Origin of the sequence: Paenibacillus taichungensis (assembly GCF_003287275.1) — a bacterium.
GTDB lineage: Bacteria > Bacillota > Bacilli > Paenibacillales > Paenibacillaceae > Paenibacillus > Paenibacillus taichungensis_A.
This window is the reverse complement of record NZ_QEVW01000025.1, coordinates 68,119-92,035: the sequence shown is the minus strand read 5'-3', so window position 1 is coordinate 92,035 and position 23,917 is coordinate 68,119. Positions and strand designations below refer to the sequence as shown.

Sequence of the window (23,917 nt, the reverse complement as noted above, 5' to 3'; positions counted from 1 at the left end):
AGATCTACCAATTATAAAAGGGGTGTGTCGTCATGAATATGGACGGCACACCCCTTTTATATATTTATATACTACCTACTACCCTTCATTTGTAAAGTAAGCTCAGTCTTAAAATAAGTTCATGGAAAAGCTGCAAAGTAGTGCAGGGGACGAAATCGATTCTGGAGAAGCGGAGCGTTCGCCTAAAAGCTTTCTGCAAGAAAGCTACTTCGGAAGCATATGCTATCGTCGGATTTTACCCTTTGAGAAGGGGAATCCAAAAAATCCGACGATAACAGCGATCGAAAGAACGATTCGTATCCGGAACGGCCACTTCGCACGCTTTCCAGCACTTATTTTTGAAATGAACTATATTTTACAAACTTTTTAAAAACTGAACAATCGTCAACAACCCTTTATCAAAGTTCTCCAGGTTGAAATGCTCATTCGGTGCATGCAGGTTCTCATCCGGCAAACCGAAGCCCATCATAACAGCCGGAATACCAAGCACGCGTGAAAGTTTCTCCACGATCGGAATGGAGCCGCCGTCTTTCGTGAACAGGGCACGAACGCCGTACACTTGCTCATAGGCATCAGCTGCTTTTTGCAGTACTGGATCCGAAGGATCGGTATTGAATGCAAAAGCTTTCTCAATCTGCTTTATATGCAGCGTTGCGCCTGGTTGAACATGAGCGCGCAGATGTGCTTCGATACGGTCCAGTACCTGCTGTGGATCTTGATCCGCAACAAGGCGGCATGTAATTTTGGCATGAGCTTCCTTCGGAATAACGGTTTTGGTGCCTTCACCTTGGAATCCGCCCCATACCCCGTTCAGTTCCAGTGTTGGACGTGCGCCAACACGCTCCACGAACGAGTAACCTTCTTCTCCGTACAACTGCTCCAGTCCGAGGTCTTGACGAAGCTGTTCTTCATTGAAGCCTTGCTTCACGAATTCTTCTCTCATCTCAGGAGAGAGCGGCAGAACACCATCATAGAATCCATCTACGCTCACGCGGCCTTGCTCATCATGCAGCGAAGCGAGCAGGGATACCAATGCGTGCAGTGCGTTCGGTACACCGCCTCCAAATGAACCGGAGTGCAGGTCAGTATTGGCTGTGTTCAGATCCACTTCGAGTGAGCAAAGACCACGCAGACCTGTGGAGATCGCCGGTTTTCCTTTTTCGAGCAGTGACGTATCCGAGATCAGTACCATGTCTGCACGCAGCTTGTCTGTATTGTCATTCAGATAGATCGGCAGGTTCGGGCTGGAGATTTCCTCTTCGCCTTCGATGCAGAATTTCACATTAACGGGAAGTTCCTTGTTTTCGGCAAGCAGTGCTTCAACCGCTTTGATATGTAAGAAGATTTGTCCTTTGTCATCCGTAGCACCACGTGCAAACAGTTTGCCGTCACGAACGGTAGGTTCGAATGGAGGTGTTTCCCACAGGTTAAGCGGATCGACAGGTTGTACATCATAGTGTCCATAGATCAGTGCGGTTGGTTTGCCGGGTGCATGCAGGTGATCTGCATATACAATCGGATGTCCCGCTGTTGGAATAACCTCTACATTTTCCATACCTGCACGGGTGAGTGCATCTGCAGCCCATTGTGCTGCACGGTTAATATCCTCTTTATGCGCTGAAATGGCTGAAATACTTGGAATGGATAACCATTCATTCAATTCTGCCAGGTGCTTCTCTCTATTTTCTTGAAAATAAGTTTGTTCCTTCATTAAAAGGCCTCCTTCATGTTTTGCTTTATCCTATTGTAATCCATTTTGATGCGTTAATAAAACATTGGTTAAAAAATGATCTGATACATACCGTTTCATTCCCCTGGAAATTATGCGTATAATACAAGAAACGGATTTCATCCATATATTCTCATGTAAACCATTCCGCAGGGGAGTTGAGGAAGTTCCCATGACAGTCAGACCATACGCAAGCAGGCAGGTGAGCGCTGATGGAACCGGTTAGGAAGGTAAGAGCGTCCGGCAGACTCACGCGTTGGCCAGCGTTAACCACAGGACGACATAAAGGACGTTTTTATCGAAATAGTTTGATGCTTATTCTGCTCATTGCCAGCATTCCCGGACTGATTACAGGCGTCGTGATGTATCAGTTGGTCGTTGGCCGAATGGAGAATGAATTTAATCAGATGCACCAAAGCCAGATTGAGAACCGGGCACGCAACGTGGACGACCAACTCGCTTATCTGGAGATGACCTTGTCCCATTGGGCTTTTGAACCCAGGTTTGGCAATGCGCTGCGAACGCTGGATTTTGTGTATTATTTCAACGAAACCCAGGAGATTGTTACCACACTTTACGTGTTGCAAGGCTCTCATCCGCTTATCAAATCCGCGCAGCTATATTTACAGGAACCGAAACCGATTTTGTTTAACCGTGATTATAACGAGTTGAAGGATGAAGCGAAAATACAGGCCTACGACCGCTATTTGACTATGGGCAACCATGTGTATTGGACAGACTGGATTGCGAGCCAGAGTAGTGATAAAGCATCTCAAACGAATGATAGTATACTGCATACCGATCCGGGTAATGCACTGGTTCTTGTACATAAGATTCCAGGTGAAAGCATTAATCCATTTGGTGCGTTAATCATTACACTGGATAATGAGAAAGTCGCCAGTTTGTTGAAAACGCTTACCCCATATGATGAAGGTTTAACGTTTCTTATGGACCAGCAGGGCAATACACTGGTTACGGGTAATCCGGTTGCGGGGAAGGCTGATCTTACATTTGAGCAGCAGCTTAAAGAAGAAATTGCCCTGAATTCAGACGCACATTCCTTTCTTTTCAAATATGAGGACGAAACCTATTCGGTTTCCTATGGATCACTGAGTCGGATTGATTCGGACTGGACATATGTTTCCGCAGCTCCGCTGACCTCGGTGACCTCGCCAGTGAAGCTCGTATCCAAAATTATTGTCATTGCGAGTACCGGCAGTCTTATCCTGGGGTTGGTGTTATCCTGGTTTGCTTCACGCAGAATATACTCTCCCGTAGCAAGGATGCTCCATTTATTGACACCGGGCAGGAATGAAGCGACAACAGACAACAGACTGGATGAATTCCAGCTGCTGGAACAACAGTGGAACGAACTGACTTCGCAGAGTCTGACCGCCCACCGGCAATTGCAGGAACAGCTTCCCCATTTGCGGGACAGTTTTGTACTACAACTGGTGCAGGGCCATCTGTATGCCTATAACGAGCAGGATCTTCAGCAGCGGATGAGAAATCTTGGATTTGAGGTGGAAGGTCAGCAGTTTTTGCTGCTCCAGATGTATTTTACGGGCTATGCCCAGTTGCAGGGGAGATTTGGGAGCCAGGACACGGGGCTGGTTACCTTTGCGGCAGTTAATATCATTGAAGAAGTTGCCAAAAATTATTTTAGTCAAATTAGCGTAATGAACTTTCACGACCTGTCTTCAGCCATGCTTGTGATTGCTCACGAGGACGAGCCTGTGAAGTCCCAAGCATTGTTATGGGGTCAGGAATTGGTGAAGGTCATTGGCCAGACATTGAAAATGAACGTGACCGTGATAGTGAGCCGCCCGGCCGCTTCACCTCAGGAATTGCCGGGATTATTCATGGAGATGGAGCAGGCCGTTGCCTATCGCAGCGTGGAAGATGGGAGCCAGATTCTTGATCTGGAGGATGAGCAATGTTTCCGCAGAAAGGAAGAAGCCTCGTACCCTTTGGGGCTGGAACGTGAGATCCTTCAGGCGATCAGACTTGGGAAGAAGGATGAGACTGAGCGCGTACTGGAGCAATTTATGTCCGAGATCACCCGAACGGGCAGTTCCGAATTCCAGGTGCAACAGATGATGCTTCAATTGCTGGGAAGTATTCAGCATATGATGCTGCAGACCGGGGTAACGCCTTACAGACTGTTTGGCGGCTGCAACATGTATGAGCGGTTGTCCACGATTCGGGAACCTGAACAAATGATGAAGTGGATGATCGGAGAAGTATTACTCCCATATGTGCAGGAGATCGAGATGCGATCCCATGAGCCGCTGAAGCAGGTGGTGGAACGTACGATGTTATTTATTGATGAGAATTATAGAAATGATCTTTCCCTGGAAGGCTGTGCAGATGCGGAGCAGATGACTCCTTATGCATTAAGCAAGGCCTTCAAGCAAGTATCTGGAATGAATTTCATTGATTATTTAACACGAGTACGAATGGATGCGGCGAAGCAGTTGCTGCGTGAGACCACGTTGAAAATCAATGATATCGCAGGCGCTGTTGGATACCAGCACAGTTACTTTAATCGGATTTTCAAGAAACAGGAAGGTTTAACGCCGAGCCAGTATCGGGATCAATGGTTGGGTAAATAAACCTGTTCATAAGATTTCAGCGCCGACCGGAATCCCGCTTCATGGGACTCCGGCTTTTCATGTTTCACCTTGGAAACAAAGAAGGATAATACTGCAAAAATGTGCAATAACCTCTGCCAAAATATATTCAAATTGAAGGAGGAATAGCGTTATAGCGGGCTTTCGGACCACTTTGCGCAACCATGCAAAAAATGAAGGTTGCCGGAAACAGGGCAGCTGTATAGTCTGAATAACAGGCAAATTGATAACGCTTACATAGATAGGGAGGGGAGACATTATGAACGGGAAGACGGACTGGAATGGAAATGGCGCTACAGCAGCTCAAGTGGAAATGGCCGCATTGCCGATGAAGCGTGAGTCCAATTGGAAGAGGCAGATCAAACGAAATAAATGGCTGTACGTGCTTGTGCTTCCCGGATTTTTGTACTTTGTCATTTTTAAATACTTGCCCATGTGGGGGATCGTTATTGCCTTTCAGGACTATCAGCCTTTTCTGGGCATTCGCGATAGTCAATGGGTGGGCATGGAGAACTTTACGAATTTTTTCTCCAATCCGGATTTCTTCCGATTGCTGAGAAATACGCTCGTCCTTGCCCTATATGATCTTATATTCTTTTTCCCGGCACCGATTATTATCGCTTTGTTACTCAATGAAATCCGGGTCGCTTTCTTCAAAAGGACCATCCAGACGCTGGTCTATGTACCTCACTTTGTTTCGATGGTCATTATCGCGAGTATCACTTATGTATTCCTGACTCCGCAAGGTGGGGTACTCTATGACCTGATCTCCTGGATTACAGGCAAGCCGATTGATGTGCTGGCAAGTCCGGGTTCATTCCGTCCGCTCATTATTGTTCAGATGATGTGGAAGGAGATGGGTTGGGGAACGATCATCTTCTTAGCCGCACTGGCTGGTGTGGATACAGAGCAATATGAAGCTTCCATTGTGGATGGTGCAGGACGATTACGACGCATGTGGCATATCACGCTTCCAGCGATTCGTACGACCATTGTTATTTTGCTCATTCTCAGGCTGGGTAACTTCCTGGATACCGGTTTTGAACAGATCTATCTGATGACCAACTCGCTGAATCGTGATGTGGCAGATGTATTTGATACGTATGTATACACCGTTGGGATTACGCAGGGTGCATTTAGTTACAGTACCGCGGTTGGGTTATTCAAGTCTGTGGTCGGAATTATTCTGGTGCTGGGCAGCAATAAACTGGCCAAGAAATTCGGGCACCCCGGAATCTATTAAAAGCATGTTCATCATCCATTGAAAAGGAGGAAATCGCCCATGAACAGCCGTCTATACAACAGCCCTGCCGGCAGAGTATTTGATATTTTCAATTACGTCATGCTGGGGATTCTGGGCATATTAACCGTTCTTCCTTTCCTGTATATTATAGGGAATTCATTCGCGACCGAAGCCGAGATTACCGAACGCAGTTTTTTTCTTATTCCGAAGGTGTTTTCATTCAGTGCATATGAGTATATTTTTTCCTCGTCCACCATCTTCCGCAGTATAGGCGTTTCAATATTTGTTACGGTTGCAGGTACATTGGTCAATCTCTTCTTCACGCTGACGATGGCTTACCCGCTGTCCCGAAGTGATTTCTGGGGCCGAAATGTCATGATGAACATGGTTGTTTTCTCCATGTTGTTTGGCGGCGGGATGATCCCGACCTATCTCGTCATTCGTGGACTTGGACTTCTGGATTCCTACTGGGCCCTTATGCTTCCTGGCGCGATCAGCGCTTTTAACTTAATTGTTGTCAAAAACTTTTTTCAACAAATGCCGCCAGGGCTGGAGGAAGCGGCCCGTATCGACGGCTGTTCGGATCTTGGGGTACTGTGGCGAATTGTTCTGCCATTATCCAAACCGGTGATTGCCACATTTGCGTTATTCTACGCCGTAGGGCACTGGAATAACTTTTTCTCGGCACTCCTGTACATCTCCGACAGCGACAAATGGCCACTGCAAGTCATGCTGAGACAGATCGTATTGCTCTCACAAGCCAGTGTCGGAGATATGGCGAACATGGACCCTAATTTTGTACAGCCACCAGAGCAGTCGATCAAAATGGCAGTTATCGTCGTAGGTACTATTCCAATTTTGTTGGTGTATCCGTTTTTGCAGAAGCATTTTGCCAAAGGTGTCATGTTAGGTTCAATCAAAGGCTAAAGCCAAGGGGGAGAACGTATGGGACAAAATACTGGATTCAAAAAAGGCGCATTGCTACTCTCAGCAACATTAGTGCTGAGTACCGTTCTGGGAGCTTGCTCCACGGACAAAGCAGGTTCAGGAACAGCTGCGGGAGGCACGGATCAGATCACGATTATGCTTCCGAACTTTGAAGCGGAGAATCCGCCGGATAACAGCCCTGTGATTCAGAAGCTTGAGGAATTGACCAAGGTGGACGTGAATCTGCAATGGGTACCGAGCAGCTCTTATGAGGACAAATTCAATATCACGCTGGCCTCGGGCAAGCTGCCAGATGTTATGGTTGTGCTTGGTAAGTCCCCAAGTTTTATTAATGCAGCTCGTACCGGAGCTTTCTGGGAGCTTGGACCTTATTTGAAAGACTATCCGAACCTGAGCAAGATGAATGAAATTATTACCAACAATGCTTCAATCGATGGCAAAACCTATGGCATCTACCGCGCACGTGCTCTGGGACGTAACGGTGTTACGATCCGCAAGGATTGGCTGGAGAAGCTTGGTCTGGAAGAGCCAAAGACCATTGACGAGTTTTACAATGTATTGAAAGCGTTCACGAAGGATGATCCGGACGGCAACGGTAAAGACGATACCTACGGTCTGGTGGCGAGCAAATTCACGGGCCCTTGGGATAATATGCAGATTTGGTTTGGTGCACCCAACAAATGGGGCGATGATGGTAACGGAGGTTTAATGCCGGCACATGAGACTCCAGAATATATGGAAGCTCTGAAATTTTTCCGCCAAATCTATAGCGAAGGTCTGGTCAACAAGGACTTTGCCGTGATGGATGCAACGAAATTGCCTGACCCTTTTGTAAACGGGCAGGCGGGTGTCATGGTGGATGTAGCGGATAACGCACAGCGGATGGATCAGAAGATACTGGAGAAAGATCCGTCAGCGACTGGCCATGTGGATGTACTTCAAGCGATGGAAGGTCCAAAGGGATTACGTGATATGCCAACATCCGGCTATTCCGGCATGATTGCCATTTCCAAAAGCAGTGTCAAAACGGAAGAAGAACTGAAGAAGGTGCTGAGTTTCCTGGATCAACTAAATGAACCTGAATTACAGGCGCTGCTGGGGAACGGTCTGGAGGGCAAGCAGTATGAGAAAAAAGAGGGTTACATCATTCCTACCACTGATAAACTGGCGCTGCGAGATGTACAGGGCTTAAATCAGATTCTGATGTTTGTTCCCGAAGACAGAACCCTTCGTGTGCAACAGACACCTGTTCGCGAAAAGGTTGCACAGGTGCAGAAAGCCAATGAGGAAATCGTCATTGCCAATCCTGGCGAACCACTGATTTCCGATGTTTATGCCCAGAAAGGACCGCAGCTCGATAACATCATCAATGATGCCCGTATCAAATTCATCGTGGGGCAAATTGATGAAAAAGGCTTCCAGGATGCTGTTGCATTGTGGAAAAGTAGTGGCGGCGACGACTATGTCAAAGAAGTGAATGAGCTGTACGCCGCACTGAAGTAGTTTGATGTTCCAGAGCCCGGCAGCCTTGCTTGTAGTGCAAAGGTGCAGCCGGGCATTTCCGTATATGCATAGTTCAGGACGATTAAAACCATCTTCATCTCTTTTTTTGTGAATTATAGCTTCCAGTCTTTGGATTTTGATGTATAATCAATGCGAAACAAACCTATTTGAACTTAAATGAACGTTAACGGTAGATGGACGACCACTCTTGCACATACAGGGAGGAAGCGACATGTGGAACGGGGATGCATTTGAAAATCCCGAGGCGCAGTACCGGGTTCATCCCTTTTGGTTTTGGAATGGGGATATGGAAGAAGGGCAAATCAAACGGCAAATAGCCGAAATGTCTGCACAGGGTGTAGGTGGTTTTTTCATCTGTCCACGTCAGGGGCTGGAGATTCCCTATCTGTCCGAGGCATGGTTTGACAAGGTACGGATTGCAGTGGAGGCGGCGGCCGCCTGCGGCATGCAGGTATGGTTATATGACGAGTATCCCTATCCAAGCGGGATGGCCGGCGGTGAGGTGACACTTGATTTTCCTGAGGCGAAGCAGCGTCAGCTGGTACATCAGCAGATTTGTGTTCATGGCGGAGAAACAGTGAATTATGAGTTGCCGTGGGGTCGAATTTTAGTGGCGAAGGCAATACCCAAGGATGGGCAGGGCAAACGATTGTGGCATGAATCCATTGATTTGCGCAGTAACATCGGCAATATCCAGACGGATCAGGTATATCAGGAGACAGGACTCACGTCGTATAATCGCAAGCGGTTTTTTACATACCGAACGGCTTTCCGCCTGTTATGGAAAGCTCCCGCTGGGGAATGGGACGTGATTATATTTCAGGAAGAAGAGATGGATGATTTCAAATATTACGGCAACTTTGTAGACCCGTGTCACCAAGAAGCGATGAGCCGTTTTGTTGAACTGACCCACGAACGGTATAAGGAAGCCGTTGGAGAACGATTTGAAAGCGTAATCAAAGGCATGTTCTCTGATGAAATTGCACCGCTCGGGCGTATTCCTTGGTCTCCACAGCTTCCCCGATTTTTTAGCGAACGCTGTGGTTACAGTCTGATCGAGTCCCTACCCGCTCTGCTGCATGGTGATGTCCCAGATGCAGAACGAATCCGGTATGACTACTACCAGTCGTTACATCTGCTGCTCAGGGAGTCATATCACAAGCAGGTACATGACTGGTGCGAAGAAGCAGGGATTCAGTATGCGGCAGAAGTGCCTGGGGTACGGATGACCACGCAGTTGTTCAGCCACATGCCAGGTGGAGATTCGGCGCATGAGAAAATCGGACGTCCCTTATCCTGGATTTTGGAGCGGTATGGCAAAAAAATGCGTGACAATCCGAAGATGGTCAGCTCGCTTGCCAGACAGTTGGGACGAAGTCGTAATTTGATAGAGTGCTTCCACAGTGTAGGCTGGTCGATGACCTTACAGGATGCCAAATGGATGATTGACCGGATGGCAGCCATGGGCACCAACTTTTTTAACTTCCACGCCTTTTTCTATACTATCGGAGGACTTGCCAAGCATGATGCACCGCCATCCCAGTTTATACAGAACCCGTATTGGCGTCATTTCCGACAGTTGGGAGATTACACGGGACGTTTAAGCTATCTGATGAGCACCGGGACAGCGGACATTCGAATTGCTGTGCTTGATCCAACGACCACGTTCTGGAGCCTCATGGGCAATCCGCTTCACGGATTCGAATATGGTGGAGAGGACGAAGCAGAACGGACCAAGCTGGATCGTCTCACGAACGACTGGATGCGCATTAGCTCCCACTTGCTCGAAAACAGACGTGACTATGACCATCTGGACCCCGAGCTGTTGGCCGAAGCTGTGCTGGCCGATGGCACAATTCAGATTGGCGTTGCACGTTACGAGGTACTGATTCTTCCACCGATGCTGAACCTGGAGGCAGCAGCCTGGCAGCAGGTGAAACAGTTCGTGGAACAGGGAGGAACGGTCATTTCCGTAGGCATGCCACCACATGTAGCCATCCAGCCGGGGAGCCCTGCGGGAGATGAGGCTGCTAAGTTCTTTGGTGCAGGCAACCAGCCGCACGAGGCATATTGGGGCAATACGGAAGAAACAGATCACGACAGCGGAGAATCCATGTGGCGACGGGGGCAGGGAAATGCCTATTTTCTACCTGCGGGAACAGGTCGCGGGGATGACTTCTCCTTGGAATTGATCTCCCTGCTGCTGGATCAGGTACTGCCCGAACCGATCTGTTGGATTATGGAGGAAGAAAGTGCGTCGCTACTTATGCAGACCCGTCAATTATCGGACGGAGAGTTTATAATCTTTTTGTCCAACCAGGAGGGCCAACACCTTGAAGGGCAATTGAAAATGGTAGCCAAGCGGTTATGGACGGATGTTGATCTTTCAGCGGGTACAACTCTGCTTGCGGAACGGCTCGATCTGGAGACAGGACAGTGTGATCCATTACCATATACCAGCAGTGGAGGGGAGTGGTGCATTTCGCTAAAGCTTGCTCCCTATGAAGCCCATGCTGTGAAGCTCACTTTACAACATGCCCAAGAGGCATCTGAGGGGAATTCTTTTGCTCTGATCCAAACAGGGACGAAGTCTGGAGCGGACCGTTTAGTTACTGAGACTGAAAATGCACCCTATACCATTCAGCTTCCGTCGGAAGGGCCATGGCGCCTGGAAACGGTGCAGGCCAACACACTTCGAATGGGAGAGTTCAACGTAACGGCTTCCAATGACAACGGTGTAATTTTTGAACGTAATCATGTTACAGTCAAACCGTTTATTGACCAGGCGGCTGAATTGCCGGAGAACCATCATCTGCCGCTCCAGTTTAATCAGGTATTTGGTACACCGAAGAAAGCATCTGTTGCCTATCCAATCCAGTGCAAGTATACGACTACATTTGAGCTGAGAACGGCATTGGCAGAATGTCTGTTATTCATGGACAGGGCAGCGATATCAGGTGACTGGACCATGGAAATCAACGGACAACAGATTGGAATCGATCAATTTGAGACGGTTGAAATTACCGATCACCATAATATTAGTTGCAATATAACAGAGTTGTTGCGCAGTGGTCTGAATGAAATGACCGTTACTGTACAGGTCACAAGGGATGAAGAAGGTATCGTTGATCCGCTGTATCTGCAAGGGCGGTTTGGCGTGGAATTCCATCATGAGGGGATGATCTCTCTTGTTCCTGAACCGGATACAGCGATTCGGATTCAGCCGGAACCCCAACCGCTTTATCCCTACTTTGCAGGAGAGATGAGTTATAAACGTAACTTTTGGCTGGATGATCCTGCTGAAGAGAGGGCGTCATTCGACCTGGAATTCATCGACTGGCGGGTACAGGATGTGGTAGAAGTACGGGTGAATGGTTATAGTCTGGGTATTCGATGCTGGTCTCCATATCGTTGGACGGGAGAAGCCTCCATGCTGCGAGCAGGGGACAACGATATTGAAGTACGAGTTACCAATACATTAATTGGACTGCTGGAAGGTACGTATTTTGACTCGGGCAGCCACAGTTTGCGGGAAGCTGGCCATGGATCAGCTGAAGAATAAACCTCTCAAGATAAACGGATTTATTCCTGGAGAGTACGAAGAAGAAGTTGAATTGGGAGGAGTAAAAAGATGGGACATCGTATCCAGTTTGACCGCTACCCGGGTGGCGTGATGAAGGCGTTGACGCTCAGTTATGACGATGGCGTGGTGCATGATCGCAGACTGGTGGGAATTTTCAATCAACATGGGCTGCGGGGCACATTCAATCTGAATTCCGGTACGCTGAGCAAGCCTGGCCGAATTGAAACGACAGAAGTAGCTGAATTATATGCCGGGCATGAAGTGGCTGTGCATACGGTCACCCATCCCACATTGCCCTATGTTCCGGATGAGCTGCTGACCGAAGAGATCATGGAAGATCGGAGATCGCTGGAACAGCTTGTTGGTTATCCAGTAAGAGGCATGGCCTATCCGAATGGAGGTTATGATCGTTCTCTTAGCACCAAGCTCGAATGGCTCGGCATCGATTATGCACGCACGGTTGAATCCCATGGCAGGTACACCCTGCCTGAGCGGCCCCTTGAATGGCATCCGACCTGCCACCACAACCATGATTTGACGGCCCATGCCGCTCGATTTATCCAGCATACGAAGACAGGTACGCCACTCATGTTATATGTATGGGGTCACAGCTACGAATTCAATGATAACGACAATTGGCAGATTATAGAGAAGTTTGCTGAGCAGATTGGCGGCCGGGGCGACATCTGGTACGCGACGAACATCGAAGTGATTGCTTACTGGAAAGCGGTCAAACGTCTGGAATGTTCAGCAGATCGGTCCATCATCCACAATCCATCCGCTATCTCCGTCTGGTTTACGGCAGATCAGCAGGTGTTGGAAGTGAAGGCTGGAGAGACATTGCGTCTAACCCAACGAATCAAGGTATAGGAAGGGAGCTGACGATCATTCGTTATTTTCATGAGAACGAGGCGATTGCAGGCAAGGTGTATGATTCAATTCCGGATATTTTGACCACGGTCGCACAGCGTTATATTGGAGACCATCCGAAACACTCCTTTTTATTTCGGGCGTACCATCAGGGAGGTTTCCGCAGACTTGGGGATTACCGATATGATTTGAATCTGGATGCCAAGTGGAAAAAGGCTCGTGCAGGACAGTATGTGTACGTATGGGGCAAGTTGTGGAGCCAGCAGGAGGCTACGTTAAATACGGGACTGAACTGTTATAGTCCGGTGACGGTCTATGTGAACGGAGAAGAGATCTTCAAATCGGAGCTATTGCAGGAGTTATTTCCCGAGCGAAGAACCCAGATTCCGATCTCCGTGAAATATGGCTGGAACGATGTGTTGCTTTGTTTTGTAAAAACAGAGGTGGGATTCGGCGGGATTTTTGGAACCGTCTCATTTAAAAACTTCCCGCTTCACTTCCTCACACCATGTGTGGATCGTCAAGGTCAGGAGGGCTGGTTGTACTCCGAACCAGTTGATGAAACGTTATCATCACTCCCTCGTGATGGCATGACTGAAGAAGAAACGGGCCTCTCTTGGTATCCACGCAGGGACTGGACAGAGGGGGAAAAGAACGTTGGAGCTTTCGCCAGAATCTTTGGGACAGAGCAGCCTGCTGTTGCGTACGCATGGTCCAAACTGGATGTGATCCAACCGGGATCTTCACCTGTTCTTTTGCAAGGAAAACATGAAGGTGCCCTGACGCTGTACGTTGATGGCAAGGAAATATATTCTGCTGGGCAAAGCGGCAATTTCCGTATTGAACTGCCTCGTCGCTACGGTCCATCTGATCTGGTAGCGAAAGGTGAAACCAAAGCTGGGAGCGAGTTATGGGGATTTACATTGGAAGATGCGAAGGATTCCACTGCAAAAGGCTGGAGGTTAAGACCACCTCATCCGGTTGCAGGGTGCCCCGACGTGTGGCTGTATACGGGTGTATTTTCCCCAGGCTCTGAACCATCTCCCCAAGACATCGTGGTAACAGATACCGTATTTGATGATGGAGCCCAAGGTGTATACTGGCATGTGGATCTACCTGAAACGAGTGTCCGGCCCTATTTGGAAAATACCCATTATGGCAAATGGAATTATCCACTCGGTGTTACCCTGCTTGGACTTCTTCAGATTGGACAGGAGTTGGGACGCGACGACTATGTTCAGTATGTGCGGGACCATATCGGCCTGAGTACGTCGTTTGACCGTTATGGTCTGTGGGATCGGGAAGGGTACGGCGCCGCGGGAATTAATAATCAGTTGTCTGCCATCGACAGTCTGGATGACTGCGGTTCGTTTGGATCCACTTTGCTGGCAGCGATGGAACTCGGAGACATTCGTGGAGGAAGGGATACGGCGGATCGTATTGCGGGTTACATTACGGATGAACAGGAACGTTTGGATGACGGAGCCTTTTACCGTGTTCGTGGCAGCGGAGAGATGCGCCAGGAAACGATGTGGTGTGATGATCTGTACATGAGCACACCTTTCCTGATGCGTTACGGCCAGTTGACGGGAGATACTTCTTATTGGGACGATGCGATCAACCAGTTCCTGATGTTCCGCAAATATCTGTATATTCCCGAACAACAGATCATGTCCCATGTGTATGATTTTGTACGTGGACGGGCGACGGGTATACCATGGGGACGCGGGAATGGATGGGTATTGTTTTCACTAACCGAACTATTGTCGATTCTACCAAGTGATCACGTCAAACGGCCGGAACTGCTGAACTTCTACCGGGATTTATGTCAGGGGTATCTGGCGCTGCAAGGTGAAAATGGTCTCTGGCATCAGGTGCTGAATCGCCCCGATTCGTATGAGGAAACCTCCTGCACATCGATGTTCATTTACGCCTATGCCCGCGGTATTCGCGAAGGCTGGCTGAAGCAGCCAGAGGCCTACCTGGATGCGGTTCGCCGGGGATGGGAAGGCATGACCCGTCTGTCCATTGATTATAAAGGCAACGTGTACGGTGTATGTCGGGGTTCCGGTTACTCCTTTACCGCACTCTATTACCGGGATGATCTGGGATGGATTCTGAACGATACGCACGGTATCGGCATTGTACTCCTGGCCGGGATTGAGGCGTATAAAATGAACCAGCAACTCTGCGAGGGGTCTATAGATTCTTCGGTTACAGCTGCACAATGCTAGTACAGCAATCATGAGTATAGCCTAGCGACAAATAAAGCGGCACAGCCTTAATGGCTTACCGCTTTTTTTCGTTATGAATGGAAATATTCAATGCAGATCCCGAATTAAACGTGTGGCTAAAACAGTTCCAATTGCTCTGGTCCCTCTTCCTCCTCCGGCTCCGTGCGGTCAGGGAAGGGCTTCACGGGCTGCTCCAGCAGCTCCATCATCATCTGTGCATTGGCAGCGGCGTCGCCGCCCGAGTTGTTGTTGAAAATCACATACACATCTTTGCTCTGCTCCTGCAATTGCTCCAAATAACCTTTCCACTCCAGCAACTCTTCCTGGTTGTAGCGATACAGATAACGGGTCTCGCGCCAATTGGGTGCACCATTCTGATGCCAGCCTGATACATTGCGCCCATGCATACGCACCAGCGTCATCTCGGCATCGGTAGCTTCGGGTACAATAGGGATAGATCCTGGCCCCGCCTGAGGCTCATCACAGACGCTGTGAATCCATCCCTGTTCCTTCAGGAATGCCAGCGTCCGTTCACGCATGCCCTCTTCATACCAGCTGCGATGGCGAAATTCGAGGGCACACGGGATGCCTTCCATCCGCAGCTTTACTTCACGCAGTTCATTGACGTTGTCCCGATTGCATTCAAACCACGGCGGGTACTGGAACAAGGCTGCCTGCATCTTGCCTGCTTCTATGACAGGGTCCAGAGATTCGCGGAAAGCCTTATACATCTCTGAGGTGCTTGTGAAATAGGGTTTTCCCCGTAGGTGTCCTGTCATCCCTTGATAAGCTTTGACGATAAAAGCAAAGGAATCCGGCGTTTCTGCTGCCCAGCGTGCCATACGGTCCCGAGGCTGAACGGCGTAGAAGGAACTGTCTACCTCCACGGTCGTAAAATATTGTCCATACAGACGGAGCTTGTCTTTCGCTTTGGTACGGTTCGGGTACAAATCTTCCTGATCTCCCCAGCCCGTAAGTCCAATCCGAATCATAAATAACACCTCCAACTGCTTCTTTTATGTTAGCGTATATTTCAGCCGTCTCATGACGTTCATGAAGCGAAATTGCCATACTGATTCGACTTCAATCTTCTATGTATAGTTAACCGATTCGCGGGGGGTGACTATGTTTAACATTATATCGTGTGGTTTCCGGCCGTTCAATGTGGACGATCCTTGGAAATTTTTGAGTTAGAAGGATAAAGACGATACAATGGCTAAAAGCTATAGAGATATGATCCAGCTGATATTACAGCGTATTACGGATAGTTGGGCCAGTGACCATGTGGAGGGCGATACGTAATGACGGAATGGTATGAAAAGAGTTTTGGAGAAGACTACCTTCTTGTGTACAAACATCGGGATGTGCAGGGTGCATATCAGGAAGTACATAAAATGATCAATTGGTTAAAGCTTCAGCCAAAGTCCAAGGTACTTGACCTGTGCTGTGGTATGGGCCGACATTCTCTGGCCCTTGCAGATGCTGGTTTCCAGGTGACCGGAATCGATCTGTCTGATGTGCTTCTGTGTGAAGCACGCAGCATGGACACCGAACAACGTGTTGAGTGGTATCATGCCGATATGCGTGAGCTTCCACTGAAAGGCGGATTTGACGCCGTTGTCAATCTGTTCACCTCATTTGGTTATTTCCGAGAGGATGGAGAGCAACTAAGGGTGTTACGCGCCATTCATCGGATGCTGAAGCCGGGCGGCAGCTATATTATTGATTTTATGAACACGGCTTATGTGACTCGCCATCTAGTGCAGCACTCAACACGTGAAAGCGAAGGACAGAATATTGAGGAGTTTCGCAAGATACAGGATGGATTTGTGCAAAAAGAAATTCACATCACCGATGCCGAATCGGGCCAAAAACCACGAATCTATCAGGAACGCGTTAAGCTGTACACTCGCGAACAACTACGTGATCTGCTTCACGAGGCAGGACTCATGGTGGATCAGGTACACGGCGGTTATGATGAAGAGAAGTACGATGAGCAGACATCGCCGCGGATGATTTTTGTCGGTCATCGGTCGGAACAGTAGAGTTGGGGGAGAATATTAATGAAGCGAACGGAATCCATTTCCATGCCAGCAGGCATGCATCGGGTCAAGATTACTATGGCTTTTCCACTGCGCTGGGTGAACAGCTATGTCCTTCATGAACCGGATGGATCAATAACAATTGTTGACCCGGGACCACGCAGTACTGAGACGGAACAGGAGTGGCACGAAGCACTCGCAGATTTCAATTTAACTTTTCAGAATATTAGTCAGATTGTACTGACCCACCATCATCCCGATCATCTGGGATTGTCCGGCTGGATACAGCAGCAAACGGGTGTGCCTGTTCGAATGTCCACACGATCTCGTCAGGAAGCAGATTACATGTGGGGAACGGAGGCAACCATCAATACAGTGCTGCCTGAATATTATGGTCGCCATGGAATGCCGGAAGACAAGACGCAGCAGATACGCGAACATATGGAGGGATTTATCTCACAGATTACGCCACTTCCGGTAGTGACACCGATTGAAGATGGCGATTGGCTGGTTATGGGCGGGAAAAAGTGGCTTGCTGTAGAAACAGGTGGACACGCGCCAGGGCATCTATCCTTCCATGCGCCGGATTCCAGAGAGATCTTGTGTGGAGATGCCGTATTGCCGCAAATATCACCGAATATTAGCTTGCAACCGGGAAGTGACGATCAACCCTTATTGTCTTATATGGAAGGACTGCATCGGCTGGGGGCATTGGATGTAGAAGTGGCATATCCAGGGCATCGGAATCCGTTTGGCCATTTTGCCGATCGAACGGTTCATCTGCTCACACATCACGAAGAGCGCCTTCAGAAGATGAGGGAGCGAATTCGCGAAGCACCGACGAATGCGTATGATATCTGTGTGTTTATGTTTGGTGACCGATTGGGAACACATCAGCTTCGTTTTGCGATGAGCGAAACTTTAGCCCATCTGCAGGAATTGATTCGGCGAGAGCATATTGTACAGGAGCAGCAGCACGACGGAGTATTCTTTTTTATCGAAAATACTTAGAATTCCAAGACTTTGACCAGGAGAACTTCCTGTTCAGAGTCTTTTTTTTGCGTGTAACGACTCAAATATATGAAAGCTTTAGTCTCTCTTAACCGTTCATTCATCTTCTTTTAAGGCAGCACTTCTATGATAAATGCATGAACTTCGCCAGAGAAAGCAGGGATGAGCGATGACCCGAAAAAAACGAAATCAATGGAGAAAATGGCAAGCCTCAGCGGCAGCAACGTTGACCGTGGCTGCACTCTTTCAATATGTAAGAACTTCTGATGCCTTTGATGTCGCTTATGCGGCTGCAAATGGTAACGATATAAGCAGTACAGCATCTACCCAGATAAATGCTCAGGATGATGTCATGGACGAATGGACGAACAACACAGATAGCCATTCCAATGCATCGTCGAATGAGGGCAACAACCTGGATAGGGGAACGACTGAAGGAAGCATTGCCAATGTTCCGAATCAAGGCTCATCGGGCGGCTGGATAACAGATCAGAGCAGCAATGAGGATACAGACTCCGGATATAGCCGTGGCAATTATCAGTCACGCACAGGTGCATCATGAGCCGTACAGAGCAAGTCTCCCGTCTCCTCAAGTTCCACTTCCGGGCGATGAACACGGATGTGGAAGTACACTTGGCCGCAGGACGAGAAGAGGCTGAACATGCAGCAGAGCTGGTGAAGAATTGGTTTGAGACGCAGGAACAGCGTTTCAGCCGATTTGAGGCAGACAGTGAATTGAATCGTCTGAATCGTTGCACAGGATGGATGCCAATCTCCGCAGCAATGGATGAAGTGTTAAGTTTGGCCTACGGATATATTGGTCAGACGGAAGGGATTTTTCAGCCAGGTATCTCTCAGGCTCTGCGGGCTTTCGGTTACGATGTCAGCTTCGAGCAGCTGCAACAAAGAGAGCTACATCAATCTGGAACCGAGCGCAGATTGGACATCCGACCATTGGATATAACAGATATGCTGAGAGATGAATATGACTATAGCCGTCCACGTTGGATTCAAAGAGAAGGCAGCCGAATGGTTCATAAGGACCCTGGGACTGAGCTGGACCTTGGGGGCATTGTTAAGGGCTGGGCCGTTGAACGTATCGCTGATTGGCTGCAGCGTACACTTCATATTTCGGCGGGATTAATTAATGCAGGTGGAGACATTCAGGCATGGGGGACAACACTTCATCCGATGTGGTCTGTGCAAGTCACCGATCCTTATCAGGAGGAGCGAAATCTGATAGGGAATATTCAATTGAGGAAAGGTGCAATTGCCACTTCAGGAGTGGTACGAAGACAGTGGCAGAATACGGACGGAAGCCTTTCACATCACCTAATTGATCCCCGGACGATGGAGCCGGCAGATACGGATGTGCTGCAGTGTACCGTTCTGGGCCAGCATACATCGCAATGTGAGATTATTGCCAAGACCGTCTGTATTTTGGGAAGTGCCGACGCAGTAAGTTGGTTAAACCGTCATTACGACCGGCATGATGTCCTGTGGATGACCCGGGATGGGAGCACTTATTTTAGAGGAAATACCGATACGCTCGCTGAACGCTGGCCTGGTTTCGATCCGGATCACCGCTTCAGTCTAATATAAACGACAAGTCTATCAGATATGGGGGAGCCGGTTATGGCGCAATGGATTGTAGATTACCTGCCGACGTGGAATATCATTCGAATTAGTGGGATCGCCGCTTATTTGCTGCTCTTTGCGGGGGTATTTCTGGGGATTGCCCAAGGGATGCCCATGGCTAAAGGCAAACCCAAAGCGGCGATGTTTAAATGGCATACCCGAACGACCTGGCTCGCCTTTGGACTTGGACTTGTGCATGCATTAACCCTATATATTGATCACTATAGCCCATTTACCTGGAGTGAACTGCTCATTCCGTTCACGGCTTCAGTACATCCGATTGGGAGCGGACTGGGCACGCTATCCTTTTATGGTTTGGTAATCGTTCTGTTATCCAGTGATCTGCGTAACAAGCTCGGCCGCAAATGGTGGTTTATGTTCCATATGTTGTCTTATCCCGTATTCATTGGTTTACTGTTCCATGGCATGGTTACCGGCTCAGATTCAGGCAATGTGCTTATGCGTCTGATGTATGTGTTTACTGGTTTGAGCATAATTGGTATTACGGTACTTCGTGGCATGCTGCGAGAACGCAAAGGTCCAGAAATTACAATTGGAACCAATCGTGTACAGTCTAAGCCGGCAGCGGAACAGAAATGGGCTGAGGTGTATCGTTTGGCGGGAGCGGGAAGACAGGAGCACCTGAAATAGTGTATTACTAAAATAGTGAATCGACACAAAAGAAGCGGCCTGGTGGCCGCCTTTTTGTCATGATCAGAATAAGTCTGAATGCTCAATTTACTTAATCAGTTCATTTCGAACTCCTATTACACATGCAAAACTATACGATATCATCGCTGACAGTTTTTTCTCCCAAAGCTTCTTCGAGCTCCGATTGTTTGCGATGCGCAATCCGGCTACTGGCCGCTGAGGCGATGGCCCCTACAATATCATCCAGGAACGTATGAACAGGCCCAAGGCTCTTGTCGTTCAAACGTTCAAGCACACCGGGTTTTAGCTTGTCTACATAACCGTAGTTCGTAAATCCGATACTGCCGTATACGTTGACGATGGAGAACGCGAGAATCTCATCCACGCCATATAATCCTTCATCATTTTCAATCATCTCCTGCAAAGGAGAAATGAGTTTGCCTTGCTCTGCTAGCAAGTCCAGTTGAATGCCTGTCAGTACTGCGTTCTGCACCTCACGTTTGCGTAATACTTTCTCCACATTGTCGATACATTCTTCCATCGTAAGACCTGGGTAATACTTTTTCTGCAGCATCATGACCAGTTCTGCGATCTCAGGGATCGTAACGCCCCGCTTGTGCAGCCATTCCCTCGTTGCCTCTGCCACTTTGCGGCTATTCAGGCTGTAAGGGATTTTTTCTTGCTCCGGATGTTCCATGGGCGATTCCTCCTCTGAAGTTAGCAATGTCCCTATACATATATCCTAATACGTTATTAACCGTTTTGGGTTTCTTTGCTATCCTTCGACGGGGATAGAAGGCCTGTTTTCAGCTTTATGCATGATGAGCTTGTTTAAAAAGTAGTTATTTTTTGGGCAAAGGCTCGTATACATGGTAGTACAAACTGTAAAAATGATGAGGGGGAACGTGATCATGAGTAAGATCCGTTATTTGCGTACAGCTTCTGCAGCTGCGCTGTTGAGTATTCCTGTGGTGTTATCCGGATGTGGCATGTTTGGGGCACAATCCTCCGAAGCCATTGATCCACCGCCGCCGATCCAGGAAGCGGCCATGATTCAGGCGGCTGAAGGCAACGGATCACTTGCCAAGCTACCACTTACAACCGTCTATTTGCAGGACCAGCAAGGTTTATTGGCTCCAGTTTCCATGACTCTCCCGTCGGGCACGGACGTCAGCAGCCCCAAAACAGCTCTGGATACACTTGTTACGGGTGGTCCATATGCAGGGATGCTGCCTGAAGGATTTCAAGGCGTTCTCCCACAGGGTACCGTTGTTCAGAACGTAACGATTCATCCGGATGACAAGCTGGCAGTTGTAGAGTTCTCCGGCAACTTTGCCAAGTATGATGCCAAGAACGAGCGCAAAATGCTGGAGGCAGTCACCTGGACACTCACCGGTACACCGGATGTGCAGAATGTACAGATCTGGGTAGACGGCAAAAAGTTAACGCAAATGCCAGTAAACAGCACGCCACTGCCGGAACCGCTGAATCGTGCGGTGGGTATCAATCTTGATTTGGGTGATACATTCACTACCAACAGCAGCCCGGTAACGGTTTATTTTTCAGCCGCTTCGCCAGCAGGCATTCAATATTATGTTCCGGTTACACGTCTTGTGACACCAGGAGGAGACCGGGTGCAGGCGGCGCTGAATGAACTGATCAAGGGACCAGCCAAAGGTGGCGAGCTGGAAGAGGTTATGACAGGCGGAACGCAGCTACAATCGGTCAAAACGTCTGAGGATGGAACCGTAACGGTTGCACTTAAAGACGACATGTTCACTGAGGGAGATGTCGTGCCAAGTGAACTGCTGCAATCTGTCGTATTGACTACGGCCGAGAATACAGCTGGCAAGGAAGCTAAAGTGCAGATCGAATGGAATGGGCAAAAGACAGTCATGAGTGATGATAATCGGGATTACAGTGCCCCAGTATCGAAGCCTGAATATATCAATGAAATTCCAATTTAAGTCACAATAAGCGGTCTGATGTACGGTTGACAGAACTCTTTGGTGGACAGGATGCTTTTAAGTGAACTCTTTGGTAAAATAGAAGGGATTAGTAAAAGTGTGAACAAGCTCGACATTACAGGATGCTTAAGTCGTAGGAGGCAGAAATGATGAGATCTAACGGACGAACCAGCGACCAGCTGCGCCCGATGAATTTAACAATTAACACGAATAAATACGCCGAAGGTTCTGTACTGATTGAAGTGGGAGATACCAAGGTTATTTGTACAGCTACGGTGGAGGAACGTGTTCCTCCCTTTATGAAAGGGCAGGGTAAAGGCTGGGTAACGGCTGAATATTCCATGCTGCCACGTGCAACACATACCCGTAATCAGCGTGAAGCGAACCGCGGCAAATTGACTGGACGCACCATGGAAATTCAGCGTCTGATTGGCCGGGCACTGCGCTCTGTTGTTAATTTGCAGGCACTTGGTGAGCGTACGATTACACTGGACTGTGATGTCATTCAAGCCGACGGAGGTACACGCACAACGTCCATTACCGGATCGTTTGTAGCTCTGGCGCTCGCGGTTAACAAAATTGCCCAACAGCATAAATTGCAAGTATTCCCGATTACGGATTTCATTGCAGCGGTAAGTGTGGGTGTAGTTGGAGAACAGCCTGTGCTGGATCTGAACTATGATGAAGATTCCAAAGCCAAGGTTGATATGAACCTCGTGATGACAGGTGGCGGAAAATATGTGGAGCTTCAGGGAACTGGTGAAGAAGCACCATTTGACCGTCGTGAGCTGAACGCAATGCTGGAGCTGGGTGAGCAGGGTATTCTGGAGATGATTGAGCGTCAGAAAGAAGTTCTCGGTCCTATTGCTCTCAAGATCGGTGCTCGTGGATTAGGAGAAGCCTAACATGAGTCTGGATAGCCCAATTATCATTGTCGCAACCCGTAATGCAGGGAAAGTACGTGAATTCGCTCATGCATTCGCTCCACTGAGCAAAGAGGTCAAAAGCATGTTCGACTATCCGGAGCTGCCGGATGTCGTTGAGGATGGCGAAACCTTTGCAGAGAATGCCTGGAAGAAAGCTAAAGCGGTGGGCGATGCTCTTGGTTTGCCTGTCCTGGCTGACGATTCGGGATTGTGCGTGGATCTGCTCGATGGTGACCCGGGAGTGTATTCTGCGAGATATGCAGGCGAGGGTGCAACCGATGCAAAGAACAATGCCAAATTGCTTGAGGCGCTGGAATCGCTCAAATCCGGTGAGGATACGGAGCAAACGCTGTTGAGTCCAGCAAGTTTCGTTTGTGCATTGGTGCTGTATGATCCGGTAACCGGAGACAAGTATGAATCAGAAGGTATGGTGGAAGGTTGGATCACGGCTGAAGCAGCCGGTGGTGGCGGTTTTGGATATGACCCACTCTTCTACGTGCCTGAATACGAGATGACGATGGCCGAGCTTACGCTGGAGCAAAAGCAGGCAATTAGTCATCGCGGGCATGCTCTGAGAGCGCTCGTATCCAGTCTGAAAGGCTGAGATTCAAACGAATCAGCTCATATGATTATGAATGTATAAGGTGAATTATTGCCTTGTCTAAATATCAAAGCGTTAGTGGAAGGTAAGAGTCATTCCTGTGGAATGCTTCACCGACCATTAACGTTTTTTTATTTTTATGGAGTGGAGCCAAGGTTAATCAAGCCAGTACGTGGGACCCAAATAAATCCCGCTTTTTTTAGTGAAATAATTAGAACGTATGTTCTTGTTCCTATATAAATAATGTTTAAATTTCACGTTTGAGCAGAGCGCTAGGACCGGGGTTGGAAGAAGTTGCAAGTCTTGTACAGTATGGG

General features: G+C 48.5%; 19 protein-coding genes. 16 read left to right on the top strand and 3 right to left on the bottom strand.

Going from position 1 to position 23,917, the window contains the following annotated elements; translation table 11 throughout:
* Positions 1–121 precede the first annotated feature (121 nt).
* A complete protein-coding gene (locus tag DC345_RS31535) occupies positions 122–370 on the top strand; it encodes a hypothetical protein (RefSeq protein WP_146752169.1) in 249 nt (82 codons plus the stop codon).
* Here the strand turns inward: DC345_RS31535 and DC345_RS27785 are convergent.
* The gene (locus DC345_RS27785) at positions 356–1,711 is read right to left on the bottom strand and encodes a dipeptidase (RefSeq protein ID WP_113055909.1); all 1,356 of its coding nucleotides are present in this window, start codon (positions 1,709–1,711) and stop codon (positions 356–358) included. The genes DC345_RS31535 and DC345_RS27785 overlap by 15 nt on opposite strands.
* A gap of 230 nt (positions 1,712–1,941) precedes the next feature.
* On the opposite strand from DC345_RS27785, the gene DC345_RS27780 reads away from it, so the two are divergent.
* The 7 genes from DC345_RS27780 to DC345_RS27750 all read left to right on the top strand — a co-directional run bounded on the left by DC345_RS27780 (position 1,942) and on the right by DC345_RS27750 (position 14,764).
* Positions 1,942–4,344: an AraC family transcriptional regulator gene (locus DC345_RS27780; RefSeq protein ID WP_113055908.1), complete on the top strand. Its 2,403-nt coding sequence runs from the start codon at positions 1,942–1,944 to the stop codon at positions 4,342–4,344.
* Between the two features lie 331 nt (positions 4,345–4,675).
* Positions 4,676–5,605 (top strand): ABC transporter permease, encoded by a 930-nt coding sequence (locus tag DC345_RS27775; protein WP_052016746.1) that lies wholly within the window; start codon positions 4,676–4,678, stop codon positions 5,603–5,605.
* 39 nt (positions 5,606–5,644) lie between these two features.
* Entirely contained in the window at positions 5,645–6,532 is an 888-nt protein-coding gene (locus DC345_RS27770) for a carbohydrate ABC transporter permease (protein WP_113055907.1), read from the top strand.
* Positions 6,533–6,550: 18 nt separating this feature from the next.
* Positions 6,551–8,056, top strand: coding sequence for an extracellular solute-binding protein (locus tag DC345_RS27765; protein WP_113055906.1), 1,506 nt, complete (start codon positions 6,551–6,553; stop codon positions 8,054–8,056).
* A 232-nt stretch (positions 8,057–8,288) separates the two neighbouring features.
* Positions 8,289–11,639 carry a glycosyl hydrolase gene (locus DC345_RS27760; protein ID WP_113055905.1) on the top strand — a complete coding sequence of 1,117 codons (3,351 nt, stop codon included), beginning with the start codon at positions 8,289–8,291 and terminating at the stop codon, positions 11,637–11,639.
* Positions 11,640–11,708: 69 nt separating this feature from the next.
* Entirely contained in the window at positions 11,709–12,530 is an 822-nt protein-coding gene (locus DC345_RS27755) for a polysaccharide deacetylase family protein (protein WP_113055904.1), read from the top strand.
* A gap of 56 nt (positions 12,531–12,586) precedes the next feature.
* Positions 12,587–14,764, top strand: a complete 2,178-nt coding sequence (locus tag DC345_RS27750; RefSeq protein WP_113055903.1) for a glycoside hydrolase family 88/105 protein — start codon at positions 12,587–12,589, stop codon at positions 14,762–14,764.
* Between the two features lie 116 nt (positions 14,765–14,880).
* On the opposite strand, the gene DC345_RS27745 is transcribed toward DC345_RS27750, so the two are convergent.
* Complete coding sequence (locus DC345_RS27745) at positions 14,881–15,756, bottom strand: DUF72 domain-containing protein (RefSeq protein ID WP_113055902.1); 876 nt, start codon at positions 15,754–15,756, stop codon at positions 14,881–14,883.
* 309 nt (positions 15,757–16,065) lie between these two features.
* Here DC345_RS27745 and DC345_RS27740 point away from each other — a divergent pair, with 309 nt between their 5' ends.
* The 5 genes from DC345_RS27740 to DC345_RS27720 all read left to right on the top strand — a co-directional run bounded on the left by DC345_RS27740 (position 16,066) and on the right by DC345_RS27720 (position 20,106).
* Positions 16,066–16,809 carry a class I SAM-dependent methyltransferase gene (locus tag DC345_RS27740; protein WP_113055901.1) on the top strand — a complete coding sequence of 248 codons (744 nt, stop codon included), beginning with the start codon at positions 16,066–16,068 and terminating at the stop codon, positions 16,807–16,809.
* 18 nt (positions 16,810–16,827) lie between these two features.
* Positions 16,828–17,817: an MBL fold metallo-hydrolase gene (locus DC345_RS27735; protein WP_113055900.1), complete on the top strand. Its 990-nt coding sequence runs from the start codon at positions 16,828–16,830 to the stop codon at positions 17,815–17,817.
* 169 nt (positions 17,818–17,986) lie between these two features.
* Complete coding sequence (locus DC345_RS27730; protein ID WP_113055899.1) at positions 17,987–18,379, top strand: hypothetical protein; 393 nt, start codon at positions 17,987–17,989, stop codon at positions 18,377–18,379.
* Positions 18,376–19,419, top strand: coding sequence for an FAD:protein FMN transferase (locus tag DC345_RS27725; protein WP_113055898.1), 1,044 nt, complete (start codon positions 18,376–18,378; stop codon positions 19,417–19,419). The genes DC345_RS27730 and DC345_RS27725 overlap by 4 nt, the downstream gene beginning before the upstream one ends.
* Before the next feature lie 33 nt (positions 19,420–19,452).
* Complete coding sequence (locus tag DC345_RS27720; RefSeq protein WP_181586752.1) at positions 19,453–20,106, top strand: ferric reductase-like transmembrane domain-containing protein; 654 nt, start codon at positions 19,453–19,455, stop codon at positions 20,104–20,106.
* 130 nt (positions 20,107–20,236) lie between these two features.
* Here DC345_RS27720 and DC345_RS27715 read toward each other — a convergent pair whose 3' ends face one another.
* Positions 20,237–20,803 carry a phosphatidylglycerophosphatase A family protein gene (locus DC345_RS27715; RefSeq protein WP_113055896.1) on the bottom strand — a complete coding sequence of 189 codons (567 nt, stop codon included), beginning with the start codon at positions 20,801–20,803 and terminating at the stop codon, positions 20,237–20,239.
* Positions 20,804–21,017: 214 nt separating this feature from the next.
* Between DC345_RS27715 and DC345_RS27710 the strand changes: the two genes are divergently transcribed.
* The 3 genes from DC345_RS27710 (at position 21,018) to DC345_RS27700 (ending at position 23,603) form a co-directional block, all read left to right on the top strand.
* Positions 21,018–22,073, top strand: coding sequence for a GerMN domain-containing protein (locus tag DC345_RS27710; RefSeq protein ID WP_090904407.1), 1,056 nt, complete (start codon positions 21,018–21,020; stop codon positions 22,071–22,073).
* A 146-nt stretch (positions 22,074–22,219) separates the two neighbouring features.
* Positions 22,220–22,978 carry a ribonuclease PH gene (gene rph, locus DC345_RS27705; RefSeq protein WP_053783129.1) on the top strand — a complete coding sequence of 253 codons (759 nt, stop codon included), beginning with the start codon at positions 22,220–22,222 and terminating at the stop codon, positions 22,976–22,978.
* 1 nt (position 22,979) lies between these two features.
* Positions 22,980–23,603: an XTP/dITP diphosphatase gene (locus DC345_RS27700; protein WP_113055895.1), complete on the top strand. Its 624-nt coding sequence runs from the start codon at positions 22,980–22,982 to the stop codon at positions 23,601–23,603.
* Positions 23,604–23,917: the final 314 nt, after the last annotated feature.

Coding starts and splice junctions, on each gene's coding strand:
- DC345_RS27740 (WP_113055901.1), top strand. CDS start 16,066: ATGACGGAATGGTATGAAAAGAGTTTTGGAGAAGACTACCTTCTTGTG.
- DC345_RS27755 (WP_113055904.1), top strand. CDS start 11,709: ATGGGACATCGTATCCAGTTTGACCGCTACCCGGGTGGCGTGATGAAG.
- DC345_RS27715 (WP_113055896.1), bottom strand. CDS start 20,803: ATGGAACATCCGGAGCAAGAAAAAATCCCTTACAGCCTGAATAGCCGC.
- DC345_RS27780 (WP_113055908.1), top strand. CDS start 1,942: ATGGAACCGGTTAGGAAGGTAAGAGCGTCCGGCAGACTCACGCGTTGG.
- DC345_RS27745 (WP_113055902.1), bottom strand. CDS start 15,756: ATGATTCGGATTGGACTTACGGGCTGGGGAGATCAGGAAGATTTGTAC.
- DC345_RS27785 (WP_113055909.1), bottom strand. CDS start 1,711: ATGAAGGAACAAACTTATTTTCAAGAAAATAGAGAGAAGCACCTGGCA.
- rph (WP_053783129.1), top strand. CDS start 22,220: ATGATGAGATCTAACGGACGAACCAGCGACCAGCTGCGCCCGATGAAT.
- DC345_RS27760 (WP_113055905.1), top strand. CDS start 8,289: ATGTGGAACGGGGATGCATTTGAAAATCCCGAGGCGCAGTACCGGGTT.
- DC345_RS27710 (WP_090904407.1), top strand. CDS start 21,018: ATGAGTAAGATCCGTTATTTGCGTACAGCTTCTGCAGCTGCGCTGTTG.
- DC345_RS27775 (WP_052016746.1), top strand. CDS start 4,676: ATGGCCGCATTGCCGATGAAGCGTGAGTCCAATTGGAAGAGGCAGATC.
- DC345_RS27735 (WP_113055900.1), top strand. CDS start 16,828: ATGAAGCGAACGGAATCCATTTCCATGCCAGCAGGCATGCATCGGGTC.
- DC345_RS31535 (WP_146752169.1), top strand. CDS start 122: ATGGAAAAGCTGCAAAGTAGTGCAGGGGACGAAATCGATTCTGGAGAA.
- DC345_RS27730 (WP_113055899.1), top strand. CDS start 17,987: ATGACCCGAAAAAAACGAAATCAATGGAGAAAATGGCAAGCCTCAGCG.
- DC345_RS27765 (WP_113055906.1), top strand. CDS start 6,551: ATGGGACAAAATACTGGATTCAAAAAAGGCGCATTGCTACTCTCAGCA.
- DC345_RS27770 (WP_113055907.1), top strand. CDS start 5,645: ATGAACAGCCGTCTATACAACAGCCCTGCCGGCAGAGTATTTGATATT.
- DC345_RS27725 (WP_113055898.1), top strand. CDS start 18,376: ATGAGCCGTACAGAGCAAGTCTCCCGTCTCCTCAAGTTCCACTTCCGG.
- DC345_RS27700 (WP_113055895.1), top strand. CDS start 22,980: ATGAGTCTGGATAGCCCAATTATCATTGTCGCAACCCGTAATGCAGGG.
- DC345_RS27720 (WP_181586752.1), top strand. CDS start 19,453: ATGGCGCAATGGATTGTAGATTACCTGCCGACGTGGAATATCATTCGA.